Here is a 25,052-nt window from a genome sequence, read left to right as displayed (position 1 = left end):
ACACATCCTAATGAATCATAAGCAAATCACCCTGCATGGGACGGCCCAAATAAAACCCTTGGGCCTGATGGCAGTTGAGCCGAGCCAGTAACTCAAGCTGCTCTTGGGTCTCAACGCCTTCAGCAGTAATCGTGAGTGATAGCGCCCTGCCTAAACCAATGATGGCCTCGATAATGGCCTCGCCACTGGATGTACCGTCCAATACAGAGATAAAGCTACGGTCTATTTTGATACCGTCAAAAGGATAGGTATGGATGTAACTTAATGATGAGTAGCCCGTACCAAAATCATCCATAGACAATCTAACACCCAAGGCTTTTAGCGCTTTCATAATGGCCAAGGCGTCGTTGGTGTTATCGAGCATAACGCTTTCAGTAACCTCAAGTTCCAATCGCTCAGGGGCAAGCCCGGTTTCCTCAAGAGCAGCTTGCACGCGAGCAACCAGGTCACTGCGTTTGAATTCTATCGGTGAAAGATTGACCGAGACAAAGGCCGAGTCCTTCCACTGAGTAGCCTCCAGGCACGCCTTGCGTAATACCCAATCACTTAGCGGCACAATAAGGCCGGTTTCCTCAGCGATAGATATAAAGCTGTCTGGGCTCAGATAGCCGCGTAGAGGATGCTGCCAACGTACGAGCGCTTCAGCCCCCATCAGACGGCCACCGCGTACTTCATAGCGGGGTTGGAATTCCAGGCGCAACTCATCCCGGCGTAGTGCAAGCCGGAGATCCGTCTCAATTTGCCGCCGCACCAGCAGACGGCTGCTCATACGTGAAGTGTAGAACTGCCATGTGTTGCGGCCTGCTGCCTTGGCTTCATAAAGGGCTATATCGGCAAAGCGCAAGAGATCATCCGCCTGGGAACTATCGTCTGGCGCCGAAACGATCCCTATGCTGCACCCTACACTCACCTCATGCTTATTGATTGATACAGGCTTTCGCAGGCTCTTAAGCAGCCGCTCACAGAGTTTATCGATACACGCTCGGTTTGGCAGACCATTGGCCACAATAACAAACTCGTCGCCGCCAATACGGGAGACAAGATCATCCTCACGCATACACTGCTTCAGACGGTGGGAGACCTCAACCAACATCTGATCGCCAGCCGCATGCCCAAGGGTATCGTTTATAGGTTTAAACCCATCCAGGTCGAGATACAAAAGCCAAAGTGGATCCTCCGTCGTAGGTTTCGCCTCCAGCCTGGCCTTGAGAAAGCGATACATCACACGTCGGTTGGCCAACCCTGTCAGAGCATCCTCTTGGGCATCCCTCAAACGCGCTTTTTCCTGAAGCTTACGCGGGGTTATATCTTGCACAAAGGCAGAAAAGATCGTCCGGCTGTCGATCTGTACTGCAGTGACACGTATTTCGACAGGAATCAGCATGCCATCCTTACGCAGCGCAGAGTGCTCGACAATACTCCCCACATTGTTGCTCTCTCCTGTGGCCAGGAAGCTTTTTAAATCCTCCCGGTAAGCCTCGCGCATGGCCGCCGGAATAATCAGATCCTCTATCAGCGCGCCAATTGCTTCCTCTCGGCTCCAGAGAAAAATCTCCTCGGCTTTGCGATTCCAGGCGGTAACCGTGCCAGCTTCATCAGTACAGATATAGCCATCACTGGTGTTTTCCAGGATTGCACTGAGTTCGGTCTCACGTTTATGCAGCGCCTGAATATGTTCCTGGGCCTCTCTTGTCAGCGAGTCTTTTCTGGCTAGAAGACTCTCCTTATCAGCCAACATTTTTTGCAACTGCCCGTTCAGCCCCTGCAGCACGTTTTGCATGCGCAGTTCAAGAACCGCTCGCCCAAACTTGCGCGCTGAATCTATTTCAGCCTCTGACCAGGGCCTTGCCTGATAGCGAACCGTCTCTTTCCAATCTTCAAATGACTTTCGCGGCGTTAATTGCCCGGGGAGAGCACCTGGCTCAGCCGGTTTATGAGGGTTGCCTGCCCAATTGATGGTTTCAAGATATTCGGCCCTGAACCACAACAGGACAAACGGAGGGCTATGGGAGATCACAACGGCTAGCAGGCCGCTAGCCTGTGCGGCATACGCTTTTGCAGGCTCATAGTGATCTACCAGGCTTCTGGTCGCAAAGGTGGGAGGCACGGAGGCTTCCAGAAGCCACTCAATCAGCGCTCGGGCTTGCTCTTCAGAGGGGGTACTACCCAGTAGGGTAAGCTTGCCATGAAGCAGCAACGCTGCACCGTCTGCCTGAACAAGGTGCTGAACATCCGTCAGGTAGCGCTGAATGCTTTCCTCAACAGCGGAGACCCCTGCCAGCCTTTTGAGTAACTCCTCCCGCGCATGGGCCAGCTGCTGCGCCTGATTACTAATCGCTGTCTCTACATGCGCTTTGATTAGTTGGCCGAGGGTCTGCCCTAATAATTTACATGTCTCGCGCATCTCATAGGAGACTTGTCTGGGAGACGTATGGTGGCAGGAGACAAGCCCCCATAGCTGCCCATTTACGACAATCGAAACGGACATGGAGGCGACGACGTTCAGATTTTTGAGGTACTGAACATGAATTGGCGAAACGCTGCGCAAGCTGCATCCGCTCATGTCCAACGGCTGACCTGTCACAGGGTTTAACATCGGAATGAGCGGAGCAGGCGTATACCCCACATCAGCTATCACTCTGATTGGATTTCGAAGATAAAGCGCCCGTGCCTGCCTGGGTATGTCCGAGGCGGGATAGTGATGATTGAGGAGCGCATCGAGGCTGTCGATTTTGTCTTCAGACGCGACGAGTCCTGTCTCATCTTCCAGGAAACGATAGATCATTACCCGATCAAATCCGGTCAGGCGGCGAAACTCCTCGCTTGCGCTTTTAAGCAGCGCCTGCAGGTTGGTTGCAGCACTCCAGACCGTAAGTACCCGACGGATCTCACCGACCCTCTGCGCAGCAGTAATCAGATGCTCCGAGGAAGGCTCCAGCTCCAGGAACAGTACGCCATTACAGATATGTGCGGTCAGGTCCAGTGGTTTGTCACGGACGCCCGGCAACGACAGTGAGCCCAGATAAAGGGGCTCCGCCATATCTGCCTTAAGCGAGAGAAGAGACGCCCCAGCCTCAGCCCCAAGAACCGTATCGATTGGCTGCTCCAATAGATCAGTAGGGGCTCGCGTTAAAAACCGTACGGTATCACCAGCAACCTGCTGAATAATCTGGGTGTCGGGGTCGACGGCAAGCAGGATTCCGTGTGGCTGAATCGATCCGGGAATATGGATCGGCTCCCTGTCACACTGAGCAAGATCAAGAGGCTGGGTCGTTTGATCCATAATCAAGAGGTACGCCTGGAGTCAGTGTCGGGTAAAGCAACAGCCCCTCCACTATAGGCTGCGGCTTGATTTGTTATAAATCTGAGCCAATACGCTGCCAATGGTTCGTTAAGGATTGGACAAAACTCCAGGCGACGGTTTGATGGGAGTGAAGGTTTTTAACGAAGTTGCTGGCTACCCTTGCCTGCCTCAGGCTACGTCAATGGCACTACGCTCATGGTTGATGGTGCAGAGACCGCCGGGCTGCTAAACCCCAAACGCTGACAGCGCGCACGCTTAGCCCAACGCGTCTGTGCACTCAATGGCATCTGGTAATGGCCATAGGCTAAAAGAGCTTGCCAACGCATGTAGCTATGCTTAAGTTAGCGCTACCTCGAAGCAGTAGGCGGTAAATTGCTTTATTTTTCGAGTTGCATGATCTGGCAAACAAGAGCTACAACACACGAAGTCGCTATTTGTACAATTTTTCTTTTAAAGATAGCGCTATCTTCGGCTGGAGAACACTATGAATACGTATATCCCTGCCCTGGTTGTCATGGGCGTGGCTGGTTGTGGCAAGAGCTGTATTGGTGAGGCGATTGCTCAGCGCAGCGGAGGCGTCCTGATTGAGGGAGACCAGTTTCACCCGCCCGCAAATATAGCCAAGATGAGTGCCGGTATTCCGCTGACCGATGAAGACCGCGCTGACTGGCTCATTCGGCTGGGTCAGGAAATGGCAAACGCTGTGAATGCGGGTGTAAAACCCGTCTTGACCTGCTCCGCGCTCAAGCAGAAATACCGTGATACGCTCCGCTCAGCCGTTCCAGGACTGGGTTTTGTATTTCTGAATCTTACCCGTGAAGACGCGGCGCTGCGTGTGGCCAACCGACCAGGGCACTTCATGCCCGCAAGTCTTGTAGACAGCCAGTTTGCGGCTTTAGAGCCCCCTCATCAGGAGGCAGCGACCCTTGTCGTGGACGCGACATTGCCTATTGAGGTTATTAGCCAACAGGCTTCTGACTGGTGGAATGACATGCTTCCAGCGGCCAAACACGCCTGATCGGCAAAAGTCTTCTTAACGCTTCATCTATAACAATACGTGTGAGACGAGATTTCCGGCATGTATGGCCCCTGCTTTACACGTCACCTCGATGCGCCTATGCAATGGGGCTGAACGTGTTGAGTTGGTCTCCAGGGACAGGAGCACACATGCATGGCTTTCGCTAACCTCCAACAACAATAGAAAGTGACCCACCATGACCGAACCCACCGTTCTCAGCGCGAGCACATTGTTACTTATAGCAGGAGGCGCTGTGATTCTGCTGCTCCTGCTGATCATGCGCTTCAAGGTTCACGCGTTTCTCGCGCTTGTGCTAGTCAGTATCCTGACGGCGCTGGCAACCCAGATTCCGTTTGATAAAGTAGTCCCTACGCTATTGACCGGCTTTGGCAATACCCTGGCCTCAGTTGCATTGCTTGTGGGTCTTGGTGCGATGATTGGTCGCCTGCTGGAAATCACAGGAGGCGCCCAGGTTCTCTCCGACACGTTGATTAATCGCTTCGGTGAAAATCGCGCGCCGCTGGCATTGGGGCTTGCATCCCTGCTCTTTGGCTTCCCCATCTTTTTTGATGCGGGACTGGTCGTCATGTTGCCCATTATCTTTAGCGTTGCCAAACGCCTGGGTGGCTCCACGCTAAGTTATGCGTTGCCAGCTGCGGGTGCATTTGCCGTTATGCACGCGCTAGTTCCACCGCACCCAGGCCCTGTTGCCGCGGCAGAGCTGCTAGGCGCTAACATAGGTTTGCTGGTCATTGTTGGGGGGATTATTGCGTTACCCACATGGTATTTCGGGGCTTATCTGTTTGGTGTGTGGTCGGGCAAGAAATTCCACGTCAGTATTCCAGCGAGCTTCCTGACTGATGTTGAGCGTGATACGACGGTTACCCCGCCCCGCTTCTCCACAGTACTTGCGATCCTGCTGTTACCGTTAATCCTGATCTTCCTGGATACCGGCCTTAATACCTTGAGCGTTATGGGCACGGTGGACGGCAAAAGTACTTGGGTTCAATTCCTGCGCATGTTGGGCAAGACGCCAGTAGCGCTGTTAATCACTGTGCTCTTTGCATTGATTATTTTTAGCGGTAGACACAGCCGTAAGCATATGGAAAAGGTCTGTGACGGCGCACTGGGGCCGATCTGCTCCATCGTGTTAGTAACAGGAGCGGGCGGCATGTTTGGCGGCGTCTTGCGCACCAGCGGTATTGGTGACGCGCTGTCCCAGATGCTGACTGATACCGGCCTACCGGTGATTGTCGCTGCCTTCGTAATCTCTGCGGCACTGCGGGTCGCTCAAGGATCAGCAACCGTTGCGCTCACGACTGCGGCGGCGCTGATGGCTCCGACCGTAGCAGCCACTGGCGGCCTCAGCCAATTCGACCTGTGCTTTATCGTGGTCGCGATTGCAGGTGGTGCTACGGTACTCTCCCACGTAAATGACTCAGGCTTCTGGCTGGTTGGGCGCTTCCTCGATATGGACGAAAAGACTACGCTCAAAACCTGGACGGTAATGGAGACGTTGATCGGTACCATCGCCTTCCTGCTTGCTCTAATTGGCAGCCTGATCCTGTAATGCATAGAGCGTATCGGGCACACTATCGCTGTGCCCGATACGCTCTTCATGTTTTGGACGTTACACCTCCAGCTGCACTGCTGGTAGTCGATTTACAGCGTATAGACCTCGATAATACTGCCAAGCAGATGATGCAAATCATCCCGGTGGCCTGAGCGCGCGGCTGAAGCATTGCTGCTTGAGGTCATGACAACCGTTAGCTTGAGGTTGGGTACAACGTATAGCATTTGCCCGCCGTATCCCCAGCCGTAGAACACCTCTGTATTGGCGATTCGGGTTACAAACCAGCCATAGCCATATCCATCACCGGTGTAACGTGAATGGGTACGAACACGCCAGGATTCCTTTATCCATTCAGATGGAATCAACTGCTCGCCTTCACGAGTTTGCCCACCCATGCGATAGAGTTCGCCGAGGGCCAGTAAAGAACGTGGACTCATCGCCATCTCATTACCACCGATGTAAATGCCCTGAGGATCTCGTGTCCAATTGGTAATGGCGAAACCATCAAGTGGCTTTAACCACGTCTGTGCTAGCTGCAAGGTCGAGTGGCCGGTTTGCCGCGTTAGAATGGCTGAAAGCAGATGGGTCGAGCCGGTAGAATAGATCATTGCCCCACCGGGATCGTTTTCAAACGGACGGGCCAGGGCGAACCTTACCCAGTTCCTGCTTGCAACCCAGGCGCCATAGTTCGGCCCTGAGGTAGAGGCAAGCCCTGCCTGCATGGATAAGAGATTACCAATCGTAATCTCGCGCAAGCGAGGATCTGGCGATGCCGGAAGATCTCTTGAAAGCAAGGGCGCAATCTTCTGACCAGTGCCTTTGAGAACGCCTTTGTCGATAGCGATACCCACCAGCGCAGAGATCACCAGCTTCGAAGCGGATTTGATATTAGTGGAGGTAGTGGTTCGGTGCCCCGGTACCCCTGCTCTGCCGTTATCCGTCCATCATGAGAGACGATAACGGTTTCCAGTGGTGCAAGCGCCTTAGCGTCATCAAGCACCTGAGATAGCTTGAGGTCACTAGTATCTGCACAAGCGTTAACTGACATCAGTAATGCGACAGTACCTACTAGCCCTAAGCGGGTCAGCCAATACACACGTAGCATGGCATAACGAATTATCGGAATCATGGTCAGCACTGTACCGATGTGAGTCAAAAATCGGACCTGCCTCGTCGTACAAAGGTGCATTTACTGAATTACCAAGCATTTCTTAATACCGTTGGCTTGAGCCGTATGAGACGGTGCGAACCGGTGTTCTTGCCTCGCCCACGACACCTATAAGCAGCCGGCCCTGGTGGATTGAGCGCGCGCGGTGCACATGTACTCACCCGTTGCATCTACTCTTTGGAATGCTGTGCAGGCTTCTGCCGTGAGTGCTCTAGCTTTGGCACTGTTGCTCAGTGAAAAGCTGTCGCGCTCAATAACAGATAGCTTCTCCTAAAGAGTTTTTCCTAAGCTGGCTGGTAGAGATCAAAGCGGTTTCACTGTTTACTTTGGTTGGGTATGGCTTATCTAAATGTGTATTCTAATAAAGGGCTGGTATTATCCACCGCTTACGTTCATGAACCGAAGCACCTGAGGATCCCCGCTCAAGGAAAACTCATGACGGAGCGGTTTTTGTGCCAGCACAGTGTGGATAGCGTCGATAACCCGGCCATCTGACTCAGGGTAACGTCGCATTAGCTGTTTCAGATCAAGGGCCTTCTCATGTCCCAGGCACAGCAATAAGCGGCCCTCCACTGTTACTCGCAGGCGATTACAACTTGAGCAGAAATTCTGTGAATGCGGGGAAATAAAGCCGATTCGGGAATGCGGATACGCTGGAATACGTACGTAGCGGGCAGGCCCTCCGCTCTGCTCTGCAGAATGGATCAGGCTATAGCGCTCTTCAATCTTGGCTCGGACCTCATCATTTGAACAAAACCGTTCCTGGCGAAGGCCGCCTACCCTTCCCAGCGGCATTTCTTCGATAAAGCTGATGTCCAGCCGATTGGAGAGCGCAAAATCTACTAGATTAAGAATCTCGTCAGCATTCCGGCCATTCATGACGACACAGTTAAGCTTGATACGCTGGAAGCCAGCCTTCTGGGCGCTCTCAATCCCCTGTAGCACGTGGCCAAGATTGCCAATGCGCGTAATGGTTTTGAAGCGGATAGGATCAAGACTATCCAAACTGATATTGAGACGCTTGACGCCTGCCTCTGCCAGCGGAGTTGCCAAACGGGTCAGTTGGGTGCCGTTGGTGGTCATGACCAACTCTTCTAACCCGGAAAGCTTTGCGATGTCGTGACATAGCTCAACAATGCCGGGCCTGATTAGCGGCTCACCGCCTGTCAGCCTTATCTTCCTAACGCCCTGCCCTACAAATATACGTGCCAGGCGATACAGCTCCTCAAGGCTCAATATCTGGGCTCTTGGCAGAAATGTCATCTTTTCAGCCATGCAGTACAGACACCGGAAATCACAACGGTCGGTAACAGACAGCCGCAGGTAATTAATTCGTCGGCCAAAGCCGTCTTTCAGGTCCATCGTCATAGCATCCTCAGGGCAGCGTCAGCATGTTTACTCTGCCGTTACCTATTGCAGGAGCGGCGAGTCGATTCCATCAAAGCGGATGCCCTCAATGAGAGCCTGACCGACAAGAATACGCAGGTGATGAGCCAGCGCTATATGCCAGGCTTGCTGGTTCAATTGGTCTTTGATGGTGTTTTTCACCACCTCATAAGGCAACATGGACCCTTCCAGACGCTCATCCACGTGCACTACATGAACGCCATACCGGCTTTCCAAAGGTTGTTTACTTAGCCTCTTGGGAAGCCGAAACAATACTCGCTCGAATTCAGGAACCGTTTGCCCCTGGCTGAGTTGACCCAGCGAACCACCCTGGGCGCTGGAGGGGCACGCAGAATAGCGCTGAGCCAGTTCACCAAACTGATCCGGGAAACGGCTCAGCTGTTCGATCATTTCAAGGGCTTGCACACGGGCCTGGCTACGAGTGTCTACATCATCGGGTGCGCAAGCCAGGAGAATATGGGAAGCCGCGATAAGGGGAGCTGAACTAAAACGTGCCTGATGACTGGTGTAATAGCGCAAACAGGTCTCCTCATCAGCATCGGGGCTCTTTACATCCCTTTCGAGCAACTGACAGATTGCGGCCTCTTCTGCCACGGCTTTAGTTCCAGTCCCTGCGAGCCCCTGCTCGACTACCCTCTGACGTAGTATCTCCCGCATAACCAACGCCTGCACGGTCTGATAAATAGCAGTTTCGCGCGAAGGTGCCGGGTGGTACTGCAGCTCCTCCGCAATCGCTTCCGGCGTAATGGCGACGCCGTTGACCCGAACGCGCGGCCACTCCTGCTCGCTACTTGCAATTACCATCGGCTCTGCCCCAGAGGCTCTCAAGGGCGCCCCATCCTGCGGTGCTGGGTGTTTGCATCCTTCTACATTTCCCTGCTTATTTGCCTTACAGCCGCCTGTACAGGTCATAGCGCCTCTCCTGATTATTGATGGGAGACGGGTGGGCTACCCGCCCACCCGCGTGATGCTAGTGGACGGTATCTTCGCGTTTTGCCAGAGGAGCGGTTTGCTTGGGGCCAATCGCAGGCAGGCCATAAGCAGGTACAGGCGTATCGATACGTGATTTTACGGGCACGCCTAGTGCTTGAGGCTTGGGTTGTTCAGGACGCTTGGCTTTCAACCGCACGATTTGATAACGACGGCCCAGATACCAGACGGGTGCGCTGACAGCGTGTACCAACCGGGTAAAGGGAAACAATACGAAGAGTGTCAGCCCCAGGAAAACGTGCAGTTTGTACACCAGCGGCACTGAGCTGATGGATACAGCCGCCGCTTCGGGTCTCAATGTCACAATGGCCTGTGCCCAGATGGCCAGACGAGCCATGATGGAACCGTCCATATGCTGGGTGGAAGCGACAATGGTGCTAAGCCCCAGCAGCAGCTGTGCTAGCAGGACAAACAGAATCATGATGTCAGACGGACTGGAGCTGGCCCGCACCCGAGGCTCAGTCAGGCGACGGTAAATCAACATGCTCAGTCCGATAAGCGCCAGACAGCCAAAAAAGCCTCCGGACATCATGGCCAGGAGCTGTTTATTAGCCGTACTCATCACGGTATGGTAGAGCGCTTCCGGCATGAGCAGCCCCACAAAGTGGCCTGCCAGGATAAACAGTATGCCAATATGGAAGAGGTTACTGGCCACCCGCATATTGCGCTTGCTTAGCATCTGGCTGGAGCCAGCCTTCCAGCTGTACTGCGACAAGTCGAACCGAGCCCAGCTGCCCACGAGGCAAATAGTCAGCGCGACATAAGGGTAGATGCCAAAGGCAAACAGATCTACTTTATCCATGATAGGCCTCCCGGACCGGCGCCTGTGCCGGTGTCTCTTGGTTGAAATCAATCCAATGCAGCGGTACAGCCTCCTCCTGCTTCGCCTTGCCTGGTCGGGAAGGTTGTGCGCCGCAACGCCCTTCCTGTTCGGCTTTCAGGAAGTCCACAGCTTCCTCTTCCCACACCTTGTCCAGTGCTTCCAGTGAGTCGTCACGGGATTCAGACGCGACTTGTTCGCGTAGCGCTTCTACCGCCTTTATCGGGGTTTCACCTGCGACCTGCAGTAGTGCGGTAAAGCAGGCGGCATACGGACTTCGGCGTTCGGCAAGACGAGCTGCCAGCAAGGCCAATAGATGTGAGATGTCACCCAGGCCCTCTCGGGCAGCCAGTGCATCACGCGTGGCCAGGTATTCAAGGTAAAGCGGCAGATAATCGGGAAGCTCTTTCACGCCGAGCGAAAAGCCGGCTGCTTCATATTGAGCCAACAGATCCACCATGGCCTGTCCGCGATCGCGGGACTCGCCGTGGACATGCTCGAACAACAGAAGAGACAGCGAACGGCCACGATCGAACAGCTCTGTATAGGCCTCTTGTACATCCATCAGCGCTGAATCCGTGAGCTGGTCCAGCAGTGCCTGCAAGTGGCGGCGCTGTTCCGGGCTAATCTCGCGAGCTTCTTTTATGGCGCTGGCCAGTTCCTGTCGTCCCATTGCCAGGGCTTCGGTGGGATAGTCCATCAAGAGCGAAATGACTTTAAGGATGCGCATGTCTAGTCCTCCCAGAGCTGTACGGTTTGGATAACATCGCGGCGATTCGCCTTCTTGGCGCCAAACATGTTGAGGTCGGATGTACCACTGCAGCCGCTGCCAAAGCTGAAACCGCAACCGGACCGCTCAGCGAACACATCGCTCATGGCCTCCTCCCGATGGGCAGACGGCACGACGTAGCGATCCTCGTAGTTGGCGATGGCGAGGTAGCGGTACATTTCCTCTACCTGTGTGACGGTAAGCCCAACGCCTCTCAATACGTCGAGATCCTGGCGGCCTTCAACCTGCTCGGCGCGCTTGTAGGCACGCATCGCCAGCATGCGCTTCAAGGCGCGCCGAACCGGGCGCTCATCCCCTGCGGTCAGGAGGTTAGCCAAGTAGCGCAATGGGATGCGCAGGCTATCGACATCGGGGAGGACTCCATCCATCCCTATAGCGCCTGCCTTGGCTGCGTTCTGAATGGGAGACAGGGGCGGGATGTACCAGACCATGGGCAGCGTACGGTATTCTGGGTGCAGCGGCAGGGCCAGTTGCCAATCCACCGCCATTTTATAGACCGGCGACTTCTGGGCAGCATCGATAACTGACTGTGGCACGCCGTCGGCCAAGGCCTGGCGGATTACCTCTGGATCGAACGGATCGAGAAAGATGTCGAGCTGCTTTTCGTACAGATCCTGCTCGCTGGCAGCACTAGCTACATCTGCAATACGGTCTGCGTCATACAGCAGTACCCCCAGATAACGGATACGGCCAACGCAGGTTTCAGAGCACACGGTAGGCATACCGGCTTCGATACGTGGATAGCAGAAGATGCACTTCTCAGACTTTCCGCTCTTCCAGTTGAAGTAGATCTTCTTGTAGGGGCAGCCACTGATACACATGCGCCAGCCGCGGCATTTCTCCTGATCAATGAGGACTATTCCGTCTTCGTCGCGCTTGTAGATGGCTCCGCTCGGGCAGGATGCTGCACACGCCGGGTTCAGGCAATGCTCACATAGCCGCGGCAGATACATCATGAAGGTATTTTCGTATTCGCCGTAAATATCCGCCTGGACCTTGTCGAAGTTTTTGTCCTTGCGGCGCTTGGCGAATTCAGTTCCCAGGATCTCCTCCCAGTTGGGCCCCCATTCAATCTTTTCCATTCGCTGACCGGAGATCAGCGAGCGAGGCCGGGCTACCGGTTGGTGGTTCGAAAGCGGGGCGGTATGCAGGTGCTGATAATCGAAATCGAACGGCTCGTAATAGTCATCAATGCCTGGCAGGTCGGGGTTGGCAAAGATATTGGCCAAGACCCTGAATTTGCCGCCGATCCGAGGGTTGATTGAGCCATCCTTGTTGCGTATCCAGCCACCTTTCCATTTGTCCTGATTTTCCCACTCCTTGGGGTAGCCGATGCCAGGCTTGGTCTCGACGTTGTTGAACCAGGCGTATTCCATACCCTCGCGGCTAGTCCAGACATTCTTGCAGGTGACCGAACAGGTATGGCAACCGATGCACTTGTCCAGATTCAGAACCATGCCGACTTGCGAACGAATTTTCATGATGACTTCCTCAATCCAGTTGGGTCGGCAGGGGCTGTGGCAGTGCATGGCCATTGGGGCCATCCAGCCAGTCGACCTCTTTCATCTTGCGCACCACGACAAACTCGTCGCGGTTACATCCCACGGTGCCGTAGTAGTTGAAGCCATAGGCCTGCTGGGCGTAGCCACCGATCATGTGGGTGGGCTTGAGCACCACGCGGGTAACCGAATTGTGATGACCGCCGCGGGTCTTGGTGGTCTCGCTGCCGGGTACGTTCACGATGCGCTCCTGAGCGTGATACATCATGATCATCCCTTCCTTGACGCGTTGGCTGACCACGGCACGCGCTGTCAGGGCGCCGTTGGCATTGAAGCACTCCACCCAGTCGTTATCTTCGATATCGGCCTTTTTAGCGTCGATCTCCGATAGCCAGACGATTGGCCCGCCGCGGCTCAGGGTGAGCATGATGAGGTTGTCGGTATAGGTACTGTGAATGCCCCATTTCTGGTGGGGAGTGATCCAGTTCAGAACGATCTCGGTATTGCCGTTACCCTTCTTGCCCTTCACATAATCAACGGTCCGGGTATTAATAGGCGGCCGGTAGCTTTGCATCTGCTCACCAAAGGCCTGCATCCAGGGGTGATCCTGGAAGAATTGCTGGCGGCCGGTGATGGTGCGCCACGGGATGAGCTCATGAACGTTGGTGTAGCCCGCGTTGTAGCTCACGTGTTCATCTTCAAGACCGGACCAGGTAGGGCTGGAGATGATCTTGCGCGGCTGAGCCTGAATGTCACGGAAACGAATGGCTTCGTGCTCCTTGGGCAGCGCCAGATGGCTGTGATCGCGTCCGGTGAACTCAGACAGCGCCGCCCAGGCTTTTACAGCAACGTGACCATTGGTTTCCGGAGCCAATGAGAGAATGACCTCAGCAGCATCAATGGCCGAATCGATCCTGGGCCGACCTTGGCTGACGCCTTCATCCTTCACCCGATAGTTCAGCTCGCCCAGAAATTTCACTTCGTCCTGGGTATTCCAGTTGATACCCTTGCCACCGTTCCCCAGCTTTTCAAGCAGCGGCCCGAGTGATGTGAACTTCTTGTAGATTCCCGGGTAGTCACGCTCGACCACCGTCATGTTCGGGCAATTTTTGCCGGGTACCGGATCCACACCAGCGGTTTTCCAATCGGCGCCACCAAAAGGCTGGGCCAGTTCGCCGGGGCTGTCGTGCAGCAACGGCACCGTTACCAGATCCTGCTCGACACCCAATACGCCCTCGGCCAGTTCCGAAAACTTTTTCGCGATGCCCTTGTAGATCTCCCAATCGGAACGGGACTCCCAGGCCGGATCGATGGCTGCCGAAAGCGGATGGATAAAGGGGTGCATGTCCGATGTGTTCATGTCGTCCTTCTCGTACCAGGTTGCAGTAGGCAGGACGATGTCGGAGTACACACAGGTGGAAGACATGCGAAAGTCCAGCGTAGTGACCAGATCGAGCTTGCCAATGGCGCCCTCGTCTACCCAGTCCGCCTCGGCAGGCTTGAAACCACCTCGTTTGCCAAGGTCTTCGTTCATCACGCCATTTTTGGTGCCCAGCAGGTACTTGAGCATGTACTCATGGCCTTTGCCGGAGCTACCCAGAAGGTTCGAGCGCCACACGAACATATTGCGGGGGAAGTTGGCCGGGTTGTCCGGCTGTTCGCAGGCAAAACGTAGCGAGCCATCCTTGAGCGACTGGATGACGTAATCGACAGGTGACATACCCGCTGCGGCCGCCTCCCGAGTGATCTGCAGAGGATTACGATTGAGCTGCGGCGCGCTGGGCAACCAGCCGGCGCGCTCGGCACGAATGTTGTAGTCGAGCATATGCTCAGGAAACTGAGACTTGTCGGCCATGGGCGAGAGCACTTCATGAATGCTCATCTTCTCGTGGCGCCACTGTGAGGAATGGTTATAGAAAAAGCTGGTTCCGTTCATCTGACGGGGCGGGCGGCTCCAGTCCAGGCCAAAGGCCAGTGGCAGCCACCCACATTGTGGGCGCAGCTTTTCCTGTCCCACATAGTGCGCCCAGCCACCCCCGGTCTGTCCTACGCAGCCACACAACATGAGCATGTTGATCAGGCCCCGGTAGTTCATGTCCATGTGATACCAATGGTTCATGGCCGCGCCAACAATGATCATCGACCGGCCACGGGTCTTGTCGGCGTTATCGGCAAACTCACGGGCAATCTGGATAGCTCTTTCACGGCTCACGCCGGTGATCTGCTCCTGCCAGGCCGGTGTTCCAGGCACGCTGGCATCGTTGTAGTCCCGCGCGACATGATCGCCGCCCAAACCCCGGTCGATCCCTAGATTAGCGGCCATCAGATCGAAAACGGTGGCAACCTGCGCGAGGGAGCCGTCGGCCAGCGTAATCATGCGGCTTGGAACCCGGCGGTATTGCACTGCATCGCCTGGCACATGCGGGAAGTGCTCATGGCTCTGCCCACCAAAGTAAGGAAACCCTACTTCGGCATAGTTGCCGCTGTCGATCAGGCTCAGCGTCAGGTCGACTTCCCGGCCCTGACCGCCTTCACGCGATTCGATGTTCCACTTGCCCTTCTCGCCCCAGCGATAACCAATCGACCCCTGTGGAGAGACCAACTCACCCGTCGCATCCAGGGCAACGGTTTTCCACTCGGGATTGTTGTCCTGCCCCAGGTTGTCAGCCAGATCCCATGCCCGTAGGAAGCGATCCGCCTTGTAGCCATCTCCATAAGGCTCCAGCAGTACCAGCATGGGGAGATCGGTATAGCGCTTGGCATAGTCCTGGAAATAGGGGCTGGGTTTTTCGAGATGAAACTCCTTGAAGATCACATGATTGAAGGCTTGTGCCAGGGCGGCGTCAGTGCCTTGCTTGGGGTTGAGCCAAAGGTCGGTCAGCTTGGCCACTTCAGAGTAGTCAGGCGTGATCGAAACGGTCTTGGTGCCCTTGTAGCGAACCTCAGTAAAGAAGTGCGCATCCGGGGTACGGGTCTGCGGGACGTTGGAGCCCCAGGCGATAATGTAGTTGGAGTTGTACCAGTCAGCCGACTCTGGCACGTCAGTTTGCTCACCCCACACTTGCGGAGAGGCAGGAGGCAGGTCGCAGTACCAGTCATAAAAGCTCAGGCACACTCCGCCGATGAGCGAAAGGTAGCGCGCGCCAGCAGCGTAACTCACCATGGACATGGCTGGAATGGGTGAGAAGCCCACCACCCGATCCGGGCCATACTGCTTGATGGTGTACAGGTTGGCGGCGGCAATCAGCTCGTTCGCTTCCTCCCAGCTGGAGCGGATAAAACCACCCATGCCCCGCTTGCTCTTGTAGGACTCTGCCTTCGCCTTATCCTCAACGATGCTTGCCCAGGCTTCCACAGGCGATAAGCTAAGACGAGCTTCTCGCCAGAGCTTTAAGAGCGGCTTGCGAATCTTGGGATACTTGAGACGGTTGGCACTATAGATGTACCAGCTGTAACTGGCCCCACGCGGACAGCCCCGTGGCTCGTGGTTGGGCAGGTCATTACGAGTGCGTGGATAGTCAGTCTGCTGCGTCTCCCAGGTAATCAGCCCATTCTTGACATAGATCTTCCAGGAGCAGGAGCCGGTGCAATTCACACCGTGAGTGGAACGTACGATCTTGTCGTACTGCCAACGTGAGCGATAGATATTTTCCCAGTCACGGGACTCCAGGCGCGTCTCACCATGCCCGTCGGCAAATTCACCCTGCTTGCGGTTGAAGAAGCGCAGTTGGTCGAGTAGATGACTCATGGTTATATCCTCTCAGGTGGGCGCTCGCCGTGCGGCGCCCGGTCATCAATGTTCTAAGTGGCAGGCGTCTAGCAGGGTGTCTCGGCCCCTTTGCGCGAGTACCACCACCAGGTCACGAAGAGGCAGGTCACGTAGTAGACGACGAACCCGTACATGGCTATTTCAGGGCCACCACTCAGGGCAATGGACGTGCCGAATGCTTTAGGGATGAAGAAGGCGCCAAACGCGCCGACCGCCGAGCTGAAGCCCAGTACCGCAGCGGACTCTTTGCCCGCCTGCCGCTGCGCCTGCTCCCGATCAGCCGAGCTTTTGCCTGCACTGACACGCTCATGAAACAGGCGGAAGATCACAGGGATCATGCGGAAGGTGGAGCCATTGCCAATCCCGGTAGTAACGAAAAGCAGCATGAACACCGCCAGGAAGCCATAGAAATTCCCTTCGCTCCCGTGGCTTGGCAGGAAGTGCATGACGCCGAAGACCGCTACGATCATCAGAATGAAGTTCCATAGCGTGACGCGGGCGCCCCCCAGCTTGTCGGCCACCCAACCGCCCAATGGCCGTGCCAGGGCACCTACCAGTGGACCCAGAAAGGCGAACTTGAGTGCATTGATGTCTGGGAAAGAGGTCTTGATCAGCAGCGGAAAGGCGGCCGCAAAACCAATAAAGGAGCCGAAAGTCGCAAGATACAGCCAGCACATCAGCCAGTTGTGCTTGCGGGTAAAGATGACAGACTGCTCACGAAATGACGCCTTGGCACAGGTCAGGTCGTTCATCCCGAACCACGCAGCCAGAGAGACCAGCACAATAGGCGGCACCCAGAGAAAGCCTGCGTTCTGCAGCCATTGCACAGAGCCATCGGTTAGCTGTTGCGGTGCACCGCCTGCCGCCCCGAATAGCCCCAGAGATACCACCAGCGGTACGCTGAACTGCATGACCGAAACGCCGAGGTTACCGAGCCCGGCATTCAGCCCCAGCGCAGTGCCTTGCTGGGACTTTGGAAAGAAGAAGCTGATATTGGACATGCTGGAAGCAAAGTTGCCGCCCCCTAGGCCACACAGCAAGGCAATGATCACGAATATGCTATAGGGCGTCCCGGTATTCTGGACGGCAAATCCCATCCACAAGGAGGGAATCAGCAGGGAAAGCGTACTCACGGTAGTCCAGCGACGTCCGCCAAAGATCGGGACCATGAACGAGTAAAAAACCCGTAGCGCTGCGCCAGATAGTCCTGGCAAGGCTGCCAACCAGAACAACTGGTCTGTGGTGAAGCCAAAACCAATGGCGTTGAGCCGTACAATTACGGTGCTCCAAACCATCCACACGGCAAAAGACAACAACAGCGCCGGAATGGAAATCCACAGGTTCCGTGTCGCTATCGCCTTGCCGGTGTGCCCCCAGAACTGAGGATCCTCTGGTCGCCAGTCATCGATTACCGGCCCCTGCTTGGGCAGCTGCCCTACCGCTGGGTGCTTGATCACGGTCATCATCATTCTCCTTCAAAAGGTCAGGAAAGGGAGGCAGCGCGTGCCTGGCCAAAGACAGGGGTCTGGCGTACCTCGCTTAGGTACATCCAGATCAGCGAGACCCACACCGCGCCATACAGCAATACGAAACAGGAACTGCGGATGCCGGTCAGGTCGACCAGCGCGCCAAAGAGAATGGGTAGAACGAAGCCACCAAGCCCACCGGCAAGGCCGACGATGCCGGCGATGGCACCCATGTGATCGGGGTAGTCGTTGGCGATGTACTTAAAGACGGATGCCTTGCCAAACGCCCAGGCGGCGCCCATGACAAACATGAGCACGGTGAAGACATAAACGTTAGGGCCGATTTCGTAGGTCTGCGGGCCATTAGCGGTTTGAATGGTCAATGCGGTTTGAGGGATAGAGAGCAGGAACAGGCATACCCAGCTGACCCATAGCACCCACCAGGTCACGCTGTGGGCGCCAAACCGGTCCGACATCCAGCCCCCTACGGCACGCAGGATGCCGCCTGGCAGAGAGAAGCAGGCTGCCAGGACAGCAGCGGTCTGCAGGCTTAACCCATACTCCTGCACGTAATACTTGGTCATCCATAGCGCCAGCGCAACGTATCCGCCAAAGACAATCGAGTAATACTGGCAGTACCGCAATACAGTCGGGTCCTTGAGCATGCGAAGCTGTGCTCGCATGGAAGGGGCATGGGTCGTACGGGGCGCCTTGTCATTGGTTGTGAAAAACCAGAACAGCAGCGCCATGATGAAAAGGATGACGGAGTAGACCTTTGGAACCATTTGCCAGCTGGCTGCTGCGATAATAGCTGGCGCCACAAACTTGGTTAGCGCAGACCCTGCGTTTCCCGCGCCAAAGATTCCCATGGCCAGGCCCTGGGCAGAGGAGTCAAACCACTTCGCCACATAGGCAATTCCTACAGAGAACGAGCCTCCAGCTAGCCCTACAAACAGGCCAAGAACGAGGAACTGCCAGTATTCGCGTGCATAGCTGACCAGGTAAATGGGTAGCACGCAGACCAGCATCAGGATAAAAAAGACAGGACGACCACCAAAGCGGTCGGTAAGCATGCCGAGCGGCAACCGGATCAGGGAGCCGGTAAGGACGGGCGTCGCCGCCAGCAAGCCAAACTCTGTTTCGCTGAGTTGAAGCAGCGTCTTGATGGGTACGCCCAATACCGCGAACATCATCCAGACCATGAAACACAGCGTAAAGGCCAGGGTACTCATCCCTAGTGCCATTCCTTTCTGTATTTTCTCACTGCCCATGATCCCGCCCTCCTGGTCGATAGGGGCGAGACTAGAGATGACAGCAGGTCAAACGTTGACGCAGATCAATATCAAACCGCCAGTCAACTTCCTATGATGACGCCCTCTACCTCTTCGGAGGTAGGAGACAAAAGCAAAAATAGTCTTTGAATACAAATAGTTAATATATTTTCTGACACTGAAAGCGCAACAGGTACCCCTAGCGAACTCTTTGGAGGTATCCCAGGGAGGGATAGATGTTTCACTGGTTCAAGAGCTCCCTTCCGGCGCGTGCAGGGCTTGCAGTCATCCTCATCTCCACCCTGGCGTTAGCCAGCACCATCAGTGCAGGCTTAATGGCCTGGGTGACTGAAAAGGATGCAGCCGCCATCAATACGGCAGGCTCCCTGCGCATGGCTACTTATCGGCTGAGTTGGAAACTTGAAGCCAGGGCAGCAGACTCCATAATCCAAACGCTGCAACACGACCTGGAGCAGCGGCTGCACAGCCCTGCCCTATTTCGCCTGGTCCAGCGTGATGACCAGTCATTGCTACGTCAGAGTTTCACTGCTCTGGAAAATAACTGGGAAGACCATCTAAAACCGGCATTGAAGGCGCAGCAACCTGTCGTCTTTCAGCAACAGGCCGACATTTTCGTTGAGCAGCTGGACCGTTTCGTCATGCTCCTGCAGCATCAGAGCGAACGGCGACAAATCTGGCAGCAGGCCATTCAGGGGGCAGCCCTTATTTCGATCGTCATTATCCTGCTAATTGGAATGTACGAGTTATTCAGTAGCGTTATCACTCCCTTGCAGGAACTGGTAGGCGCAACCGAGCGGTTTCGGGCAGGTCAGTTCGACGCCCGCATCAATTACCGCTCCGACGACGAACTAGGGCAGATGGCAGTGAGTTTCAATGCCATGGCTGAAGCGATCGAAGACTCACACCGAACACTCGAAAGTCGGGTCGAACAGAAAACCCAGAGCCTCGCGCAGGCTAACGCTGCACTTGAGCTCTTGTATCAGAGTAGCCGGAACCTTGCGGGAAGCGCTGCCAATGCAGACCAGCTGAACGCGCTGATCGACAGCTTTCAGCAACGTTTGCCTGGTCTTAGGCTAACGCTTTGCCTGCGCGGTCATGCCCTGGAGCCTGCCGATCATTTGATTGCCCTGCATGGCAATCAATCGCGCGAGATCTGCTCGCGTAACGATTGCGCCAGTTGCGAACGCCATCATGCGGGTCAGCTGCAAACCTACCTTATCAGCAACCAGGGCAATACCCTGGGTGAGCTGCGCGCCCGGTATCTGGACGGACGCTTGCCGCATCCCTGGGAAGAACGGCTCATCGAAGCCCTATGCAACCTCATTGGCACCTCGCTATCGCTTGAGCGACAACGTGAACAGGACCATCGCCTCTTGTTGCTCGAAGAACGTGCCATTATTGCGCGGGAACTGCATGACTCCCTGGCCCAGGCCTTGTCGTATATGAAGCTTCAGGTGAGCCGCCTGCAGGCGCTGATCCGTCGTGGCGAACCTGTCGATCGCCTTGAGCAGGTCAGCGAAGAAATCCGCGACGGTCTCAACAGTGCTTATCGCCAATTACGCGAACTATTGACTACCTTCCGCCTGCGCATTCAGGAAGGTGGTCTGGAGCAGGCGCTGGACGATACCGTAAAAGAATTCGCCGAGCGCGGCGGCTTTGAAGTGTTACTTGAGCGCACCTCATTGGCCTTTACGCTGGCCGCCAACGAACAGATTCATCTCTTGCAGATCGTGCGAGAAGCACTGTCAAACTGTGCGCGACATGCTCATGCCAGACGCGTCTGGGTACGCCTTGAGCAGCAGGCAGAAAATATTCATCTGTGCATTGAAGACGACGGTTGCGGCATTGATCCGGACTTCGATTCGCGGCAGCACTACGGCTTGACCATCATGCAAGAGCGTGCCAGCAGCCTGCGCGGACAGCTCAGTATTCAGCCTCGACATCCTAACGGAACACGCGTTGAACTTGTTTTCGCACCTCACTTTCTCGGCCATCATGCCGTGCAGGGATTATCATGAATACCGCCAGCACTTATCGACTGTTTCTTGTTGATGACCACCCTATGATGCGACGTGGCCTCAAGCAGCTCCTGGAAATGGATGAGTCGCTCAGCGTTATCGGTGAAGCCAGTGACGGCCTTGAAGCATTGGAGCAGATCAAGCCCTTGCAACCTGACCTAGTGCTGCTTGATAACAACATGCCTCGCCTCAACGGAGTGGAAACGCTCAAGCGGCTGAGAGAACAGGGGTACAGCGGCAAAATCCTGCTTTTTACCGTATCCGATGACGAACAGGACATTCGTAACGCCCTACGCCTGGGTGCAGAGGGTTACCTACTTAAAGATATGGAGCCAGAGATGCTGATCCAGCAGGTGCTAGAGGTACTGAACGGCTCGCTGGTGGTGAGCCCGACATTAACGCGTGTGCTGGCTCAGGCGCTACGGGCGCCTTCCGTCTCCCAGGTTGAGCTAACGGAGCGAGAGCGCCAGGTACTGAAAATGATTGCAACCGGGATCAGCAACAAGGTTATCGGCAGCAAACTGGGTATCACAGAAGGCACAGTCAAGGTTCACGTCAAGAACCTGCTGCATAAGCTTGGCTTCCGATCCCGTGTTGAAGCGGCTGTGTGGGCACTGGATCATTTACGTTAGATGGCCGCATTGTAGGGAAAGGAATAGCAAGCGCGTCCAGGCCTGAGCTGACATTCAGGTCTTTTACCGACCCGCTATCTCATCATAGAGCCAGTCATGAAAGGCGGTGTAGCAGACCTCGCGCACTTGCGGCTCTACATTCAACTCGCACAGTCGATTGACCTGTTCGTCTTCGCTGGGTCTCTCAAGGTGCTTGCAAGATTGATAATGGATGGCCTTGATTACTCTTAACCCTTTATCGGTCAGCCAAACGATTCATTCCCAAGACAACAAAGATGTCACCGCAACTATAGTGACCCAAATAGGTCATCTATGTGACCTAAAGAATATCGAATGTAGATGCATATTCGCTGCCCAAGCATCCATAAGGTACTGTTGTTTTACCCATGAGATTTGGCTTATGTCCTTATGAATGGCCAAGTTACCCGAAGCGCCACAGGTGGCACTAAGCCTACCGCTTGCCCAGCGTGCTTATCAGGTCCTGCATAGAGTAGTGTGTGTACCGCGCGCCTCCAGCGTTGGGTTAGCGTGGTACATGAAGCAGCGCTATTCGCTCGTCATGGGAAGGCCCGCTGAAGAGGTCCTCCTAACTGCTGAACAGCGTGGCTCCCGCCTGCAAACATGCAGCGCCCTACCCCATCTATGTCGCTTGCAGCAGCCTATAAAACCGCTTGAACCGATATTACTCAGCCGTGACATCCGAGAATTTGAGGTAGTAGGCTTGGTCAATCTGGAGCCCAACTGGCCGCTGCTCTTTTAGCAGAATACGCCCAGAGGCTTCATAATTATCCAGGGTGTCCATCCGGGAGACCGTGATCTTGCGGATCCTGAACCACTGTGCTCTGAATTGTAATCTAACCCCCGCGTAGCACTCTTGGCTTCTTGAAATGTTCAGGATATCTGAAGCGGTCATGTCTTCATGGAGGATAATGGATGCTGGCTGGAACGGCGGGAAGTATGAGCCTTCGCTGTTCGGAATGGGCTCAAGCTCACCCTTCAGGTATCGAACGAGATCACTCATGAGCACTGGCGTTTTTGCAAACAACGCCTGCATGAGATCTTTTTCATTCATCCAGTAGTAAAATTGGGCCTTTTCTCTAGAGATGATAGCCCCCTCATCTATTGATGAGGTCACCTTGTGCAAGGAAATGCCAATTTCTTTCTCGCCCGCCGCGATGGCATGAAAAACAGGGTGCTTTCCCTTATAGGTGGGCAGGTAGCTGGCGTGGATGTTGAAAAAGGTAAACTTTTCCAACAGGTCAGACTTAATGATTCGGCTGAAATAACAAATGACGCAGAAGTCGAGGCTATCAAAATCTGCCAAGGCTGCTTCGATCTCGCTATACGATGCTGCCACCCTAAGGGGAACATCTCGCAGAAAGGCGCACGTGATGACATCGTCATTCAATAACTGCTCTTCACAGATAATGCCAACGACCTCAAAGTTACTATTACAGCAAAAATAATCAAGAACAGCAGCATTGCTGCCTAGAAAAACCATCTTATATTTCATAAATGTCTGCCTGGTCGTTGCGACTGCACTTAAGCAACCTAAAGTGCAGGCGACTTTACCGACGCATGATAAATACTGTAAAGGATTAATACTTAATTAAGGCTAGGATTAATTACTACTCACCACTGAAGTTTCCAATAGAGCAACAGCGCATAAATTTTCGATCTATTTCTCAAATTTTAAGAAATAGGTATTTCAGTCTGTTTACTTACCAATGTCGCATAGACTTTTTGAATTTCGCCTCGCTCAAGCGCTCTGCTGACTAAGGGGCGGAAAGCCGCAGCATGCATAGGAACCGCTCTACAAGCGTACGCAGTACAAAATGGTTTTATGTTAGTAAAGGCGTATGTAAATACGTCTATATAACCTTGAAAGGTGCCCTTACGCCGGCCCATAACCAAATAATCTTAAAACGCATTTGAACTTAACCAAATCCGGTCTATTCATATAACGTGTTTCATAAAAGACACGTTTATAGCTCTGGCTATAGTAAAAGTTGTTCTTGGAAGTCGTAGGATGAAATTGCGGCATTGAGAAACCTCTAAATACTAATCAATCCCGTTTTAAAGGTTTAACTGCTCATTGGACGAGGAATAAAATGATCAATGTTACGCAGCCTTTCCCAGGCAATAAAGCCAAACTTCAAGCATATATCGATCAAATATACGCTTCAGGCTGTTTTACCAATCATGGTCCTCTAACTCGTCTGCTTGAGCAGCGTCTAAAAGAGTATCTAGGCGTACGCAATATTGTGCTCACCAGCAACGGCACCCTGGCGCTGCAAATCGCCTATCGCGCCTTGGGTATCCAAGGTAGCGCAATCACCACGCCGTTCAGCTTCATTGCAACCAGCAGCACGCTGCAATGGGAGCACATCCGCCCTGTCTTCTCTGATATCGACCCTGTCACGTGGAATCTCGACCCTAGCCAGATTGAAGCCAGGCTACAAAAGGACACCTCAGCCATTGTCGCAACTCATGTGTTTGGTAATCCATGCGATGTCGAACGCATCCAGGCGGTGGCAGCCCGCAATGGCCTGAAAACTATTTACGATGGGGCTCATGCCTTTGGCGTACGTTACAAGGGAGAGTCGATCGCCAACTGGGGTGACATCTGCACCTTGAGTTTTCACGCGACCAAAGTTTTTCATACGATTGAAGGGGGCGCTATCGTTACTAATGATGATGGTCTTGCCCAGCATGTCAGAGAGCTTGCCAATTTCGGGTTTTCCGAGGGAAATCGATTAGGCGGTCCAGGTATCAATGCCAAGCTCAACGAGTTCTCGGCGGCGATGGGGCTATGTGTGCTGGATGACATAGACCGGATTCTTGAGGAGCGGGCGGAGATCGGTTATCGGTATGAATCAACGCTGGCGGGCTATCTGGACCTACAGCGCCAGCAGCCCGATAGCGAGCGGAACTACAGTTATTTTCCGATTGCATTGCAGGAAGAAAACGAGCTGCTCAGAGTTACGAGTCAGCTTAATCAAAGGCAAATCAACCCACGTCGCTATTTTTACCCGTCGTTGGATACGGTTGAATACCTTCAGCCGCAGCAACCTCAGTGGATATCACGGGGATTGAGTAAGCGCGTCCTTTGCCTGCCGATCTTTCCCGGACTTAGCAAGGAATCGCAAAGCGTTGTTATCGAGACGGTGCTCAGGGAAGTCGAGGCGAGACAATTGGCACGCGCCCAACGCGAAACGTGTGAGCCATACAACGATGCCTTTGCCTTTAACACCATGAGCGCCTTGCCTCTTTCCAGTATGTGCAAGAAGTCCACCCTGTGACTAC

General features: G+C 54.4%; 17 protein-coding genes. 5 read left to right on the top strand and 12 right to left on the bottom strand.

The features are described 5' to 3' along the window. Positions 1-7 precede the first annotated feature (7 nt). Positions 8-3,283 (bottom strand): bifunctional diguanylate cyclase/phosphodiesterase, encoded by a 3,276-nt coding sequence (locus tag IEX86_RS14705; RefSeq protein ID WP_188866880.1) that lies wholly within the window; start codon positions 3,281-3,283, stop codon positions 8-10. A gap of 505 nt (positions 3,284-3,788) precedes the next feature. On the opposite strand from IEX86_RS14705, the gene IEX86_RS14700 reads away from it, so the two are divergent. After that, positions 3,789-4,322: a gluconokinase gene (locus IEX86_RS14700; protein ID WP_188866879.1), complete on the top strand. Its 534-nt coding sequence runs from the start codon at positions 3,789-3,791 to the stop codon at positions 4,320-4,322. Between the two features lie 196 nt (positions 4,323-4,518). Then, positions 4,519-5,892: a GntP family permease gene (locus tag IEX86_RS14695; protein ID WP_188866878.1), complete on the top strand. Its 1,374-nt coding sequence runs from the start codon at positions 4,519-4,521 to the stop codon at positions 5,890-5,892. A 92-nt stretch (positions 5,893-5,984) separates the two neighbouring features. Here IEX86_RS14695 and IEX86_RS14690 read toward each other — a convergent pair whose 3' ends face one another. The 10 genes from IEX86_RS14690 to IEX86_RS14650 all read right to left on the bottom strand — a co-directional run bounded on the left by IEX86_RS14690 (position 5,985) and on the right by IEX86_RS14650 (position 19,075). Continuing rightward, positions 5,985-6,761 carry a serine hydrolase domain-containing protein gene (locus IEX86_RS14690; protein ID WP_229685356.1) on the bottom strand — a complete coding sequence of 259 codons (777 nt, stop codon included), beginning with the start codon at positions 6,759-6,761 and terminating at the stop codon, positions 5,985-5,987. Further along, entirely contained in the window at positions 6,758-7,024 is a 267-nt protein-coding gene (locus IEX86_RS25025) for a hypothetical protein (RefSeq protein WP_229685355.1), read from the bottom strand. Before IEX86_RS25025 ends, IEX86_RS14690 begins: the two co-directional genes overlap by 4 nt. A 414-nt stretch (positions 7,025-7,438) precedes the next feature. Beyond that, positions 7,439-8,431 (bottom strand): GTP 3',8-cyclase MoaA, encoded by a 993-nt coding sequence (gene moaA, locus IEX86_RS14685; protein ID WP_188866877.1) that lies wholly within the window; start codon positions 8,429-8,431, stop codon positions 7,439-7,441. 42 nt (positions 8,432-8,473) lie between these two features. Then, positions 8,474-9,382, bottom strand: coding sequence for a peptidylprolyl isomerase (locus tag IEX86_RS14680; protein ID WP_188866876.1), 909 nt, complete (start codon positions 9,380-9,382; stop codon positions 8,474-8,476). 58 nt (positions 9,383-9,440) lie between these two features. Continuing rightward, a complete protein-coding gene (gene narI, locus IEX86_RS14675) occupies positions 9,441-10,262 on the bottom strand; it encodes a respiratory nitrate reductase subunit gamma (RefSeq protein WP_188866875.1) in 822 nt (273 codons plus the stop codon). Further along, the gene (gene narJ, locus IEX86_RS14670; RefSeq protein ID WP_188866874.1) at positions 10,255-11,010 is read right to left on the bottom strand and encodes a nitrate reductase molybdenum cofactor assembly chaperone; all 756 of its coding nucleotides are present in this window, start codon (positions 11,008-11,010) and stop codon (positions 10,255-10,257) included. Before narJ ends, narI begins: the two co-directional genes overlap by 8 nt. Before the next feature lie 2 nt (positions 11,011-11,012). Beyond that, the gene (gene narH, locus IEX86_RS14665) at positions 11,013-12,551 is read right to left on the bottom strand and encodes a nitrate reductase subunit beta (RefSeq protein WP_188866873.1); all 1,539 of its coding nucleotides are present in this window, start codon (positions 12,549-12,551) and stop codon (positions 11,013-11,015) included. Between the two features lie 10 nt (positions 12,552-12,561). Next, positions 12,562-16,317, bottom strand: coding sequence for a nitrate reductase subunit alpha (locus IEX86_RS14660; protein WP_188866872.1), 3,756 nt, complete (start codon positions 16,315-16,317; stop codon positions 12,562-12,564). A 68-nt stretch (positions 16,318-16,385) separates the two neighbouring features. Further along, a complete protein-coding gene (locus tag IEX86_RS14655) occupies positions 16,386-17,801 on the bottom strand; it encodes a NarK family nitrate/nitrite MFS transporter (RefSeq protein ID WP_188866871.1) in 1,416 nt (471 codons plus the stop codon). A 20-nt stretch (positions 17,802-17,821) separates the two neighbouring features. After that, a complete protein-coding gene (locus tag IEX86_RS14650; RefSeq protein ID WP_188866870.1) occupies positions 17,822-19,075 on the bottom strand; it encodes an MFS transporter in 1,254 nt (417 codons plus the stop codon). A 236-nt stretch (positions 19,076-19,311) separates the two neighbouring features. Between IEX86_RS14650 and IEX86_RS14645 the strand changes: the two genes are divergently transcribed. Next, positions 19,312-21,114 carry an ATP-binding protein gene (locus IEX86_RS14645; RefSeq protein ID WP_188866869.1) on the top strand — a complete coding sequence of 601 codons (1,803 nt, stop codon included), beginning with the start codon at positions 19,312-19,314 and terminating at the stop codon, positions 21,112-21,114. After that, positions 21,111-21,746: a two-component system response regulator NarL gene (narL, locus tag IEX86_RS14640; RefSeq protein WP_188866868.1), complete on the top strand. Its 636-nt coding sequence runs from the start codon at positions 21,111-21,113 to the stop codon at positions 21,744-21,746. Before IEX86_RS14645 ends, narL begins: the two co-directional genes overlap by 4 nt. Positions 21,747-22,428: 682 nt before the next feature. On the opposite strand, the gene IEX86_RS14635 is transcribed toward narL, so the two are convergent. Further along, entirely contained in the window at positions 22,429-23,247 is an 819-nt protein-coding gene (locus IEX86_RS14635) for a formyltransferase family protein (protein WP_188866867.1), read from the bottom strand. 610 nt (positions 23,248-23,857) lie between these two features. Between IEX86_RS14635 and IEX86_RS14630 the strand changes: the two genes are divergently transcribed. Further along, positions 23,858-25,048: a DegT/DnrJ/EryC1/StrS family aminotransferase gene (locus IEX86_RS14630; RefSeq protein ID WP_188866866.1), complete on the top strand. Its 1,191-nt coding sequence runs from the start codon at positions 23,858-23,860 to the stop codon at positions 25,046-25,048. Positions 25,049-25,052: the final 4 nt, after the last annotated feature.

Source organism: Pseudomonas asuensis (assembly GCF_014646755.1).
Classification (GTDB): domain Bacteria; phylum Pseudomonadota; class Gammaproteobacteria; order Pseudomonadales; family Pseudomonadaceae; genus Chryseomonas; species Chryseomonas asuensis.
Note: the sequence above shows the minus strand (reverse complement) of the source record. Positions and strands in the feature narration are given on the sequence as shown.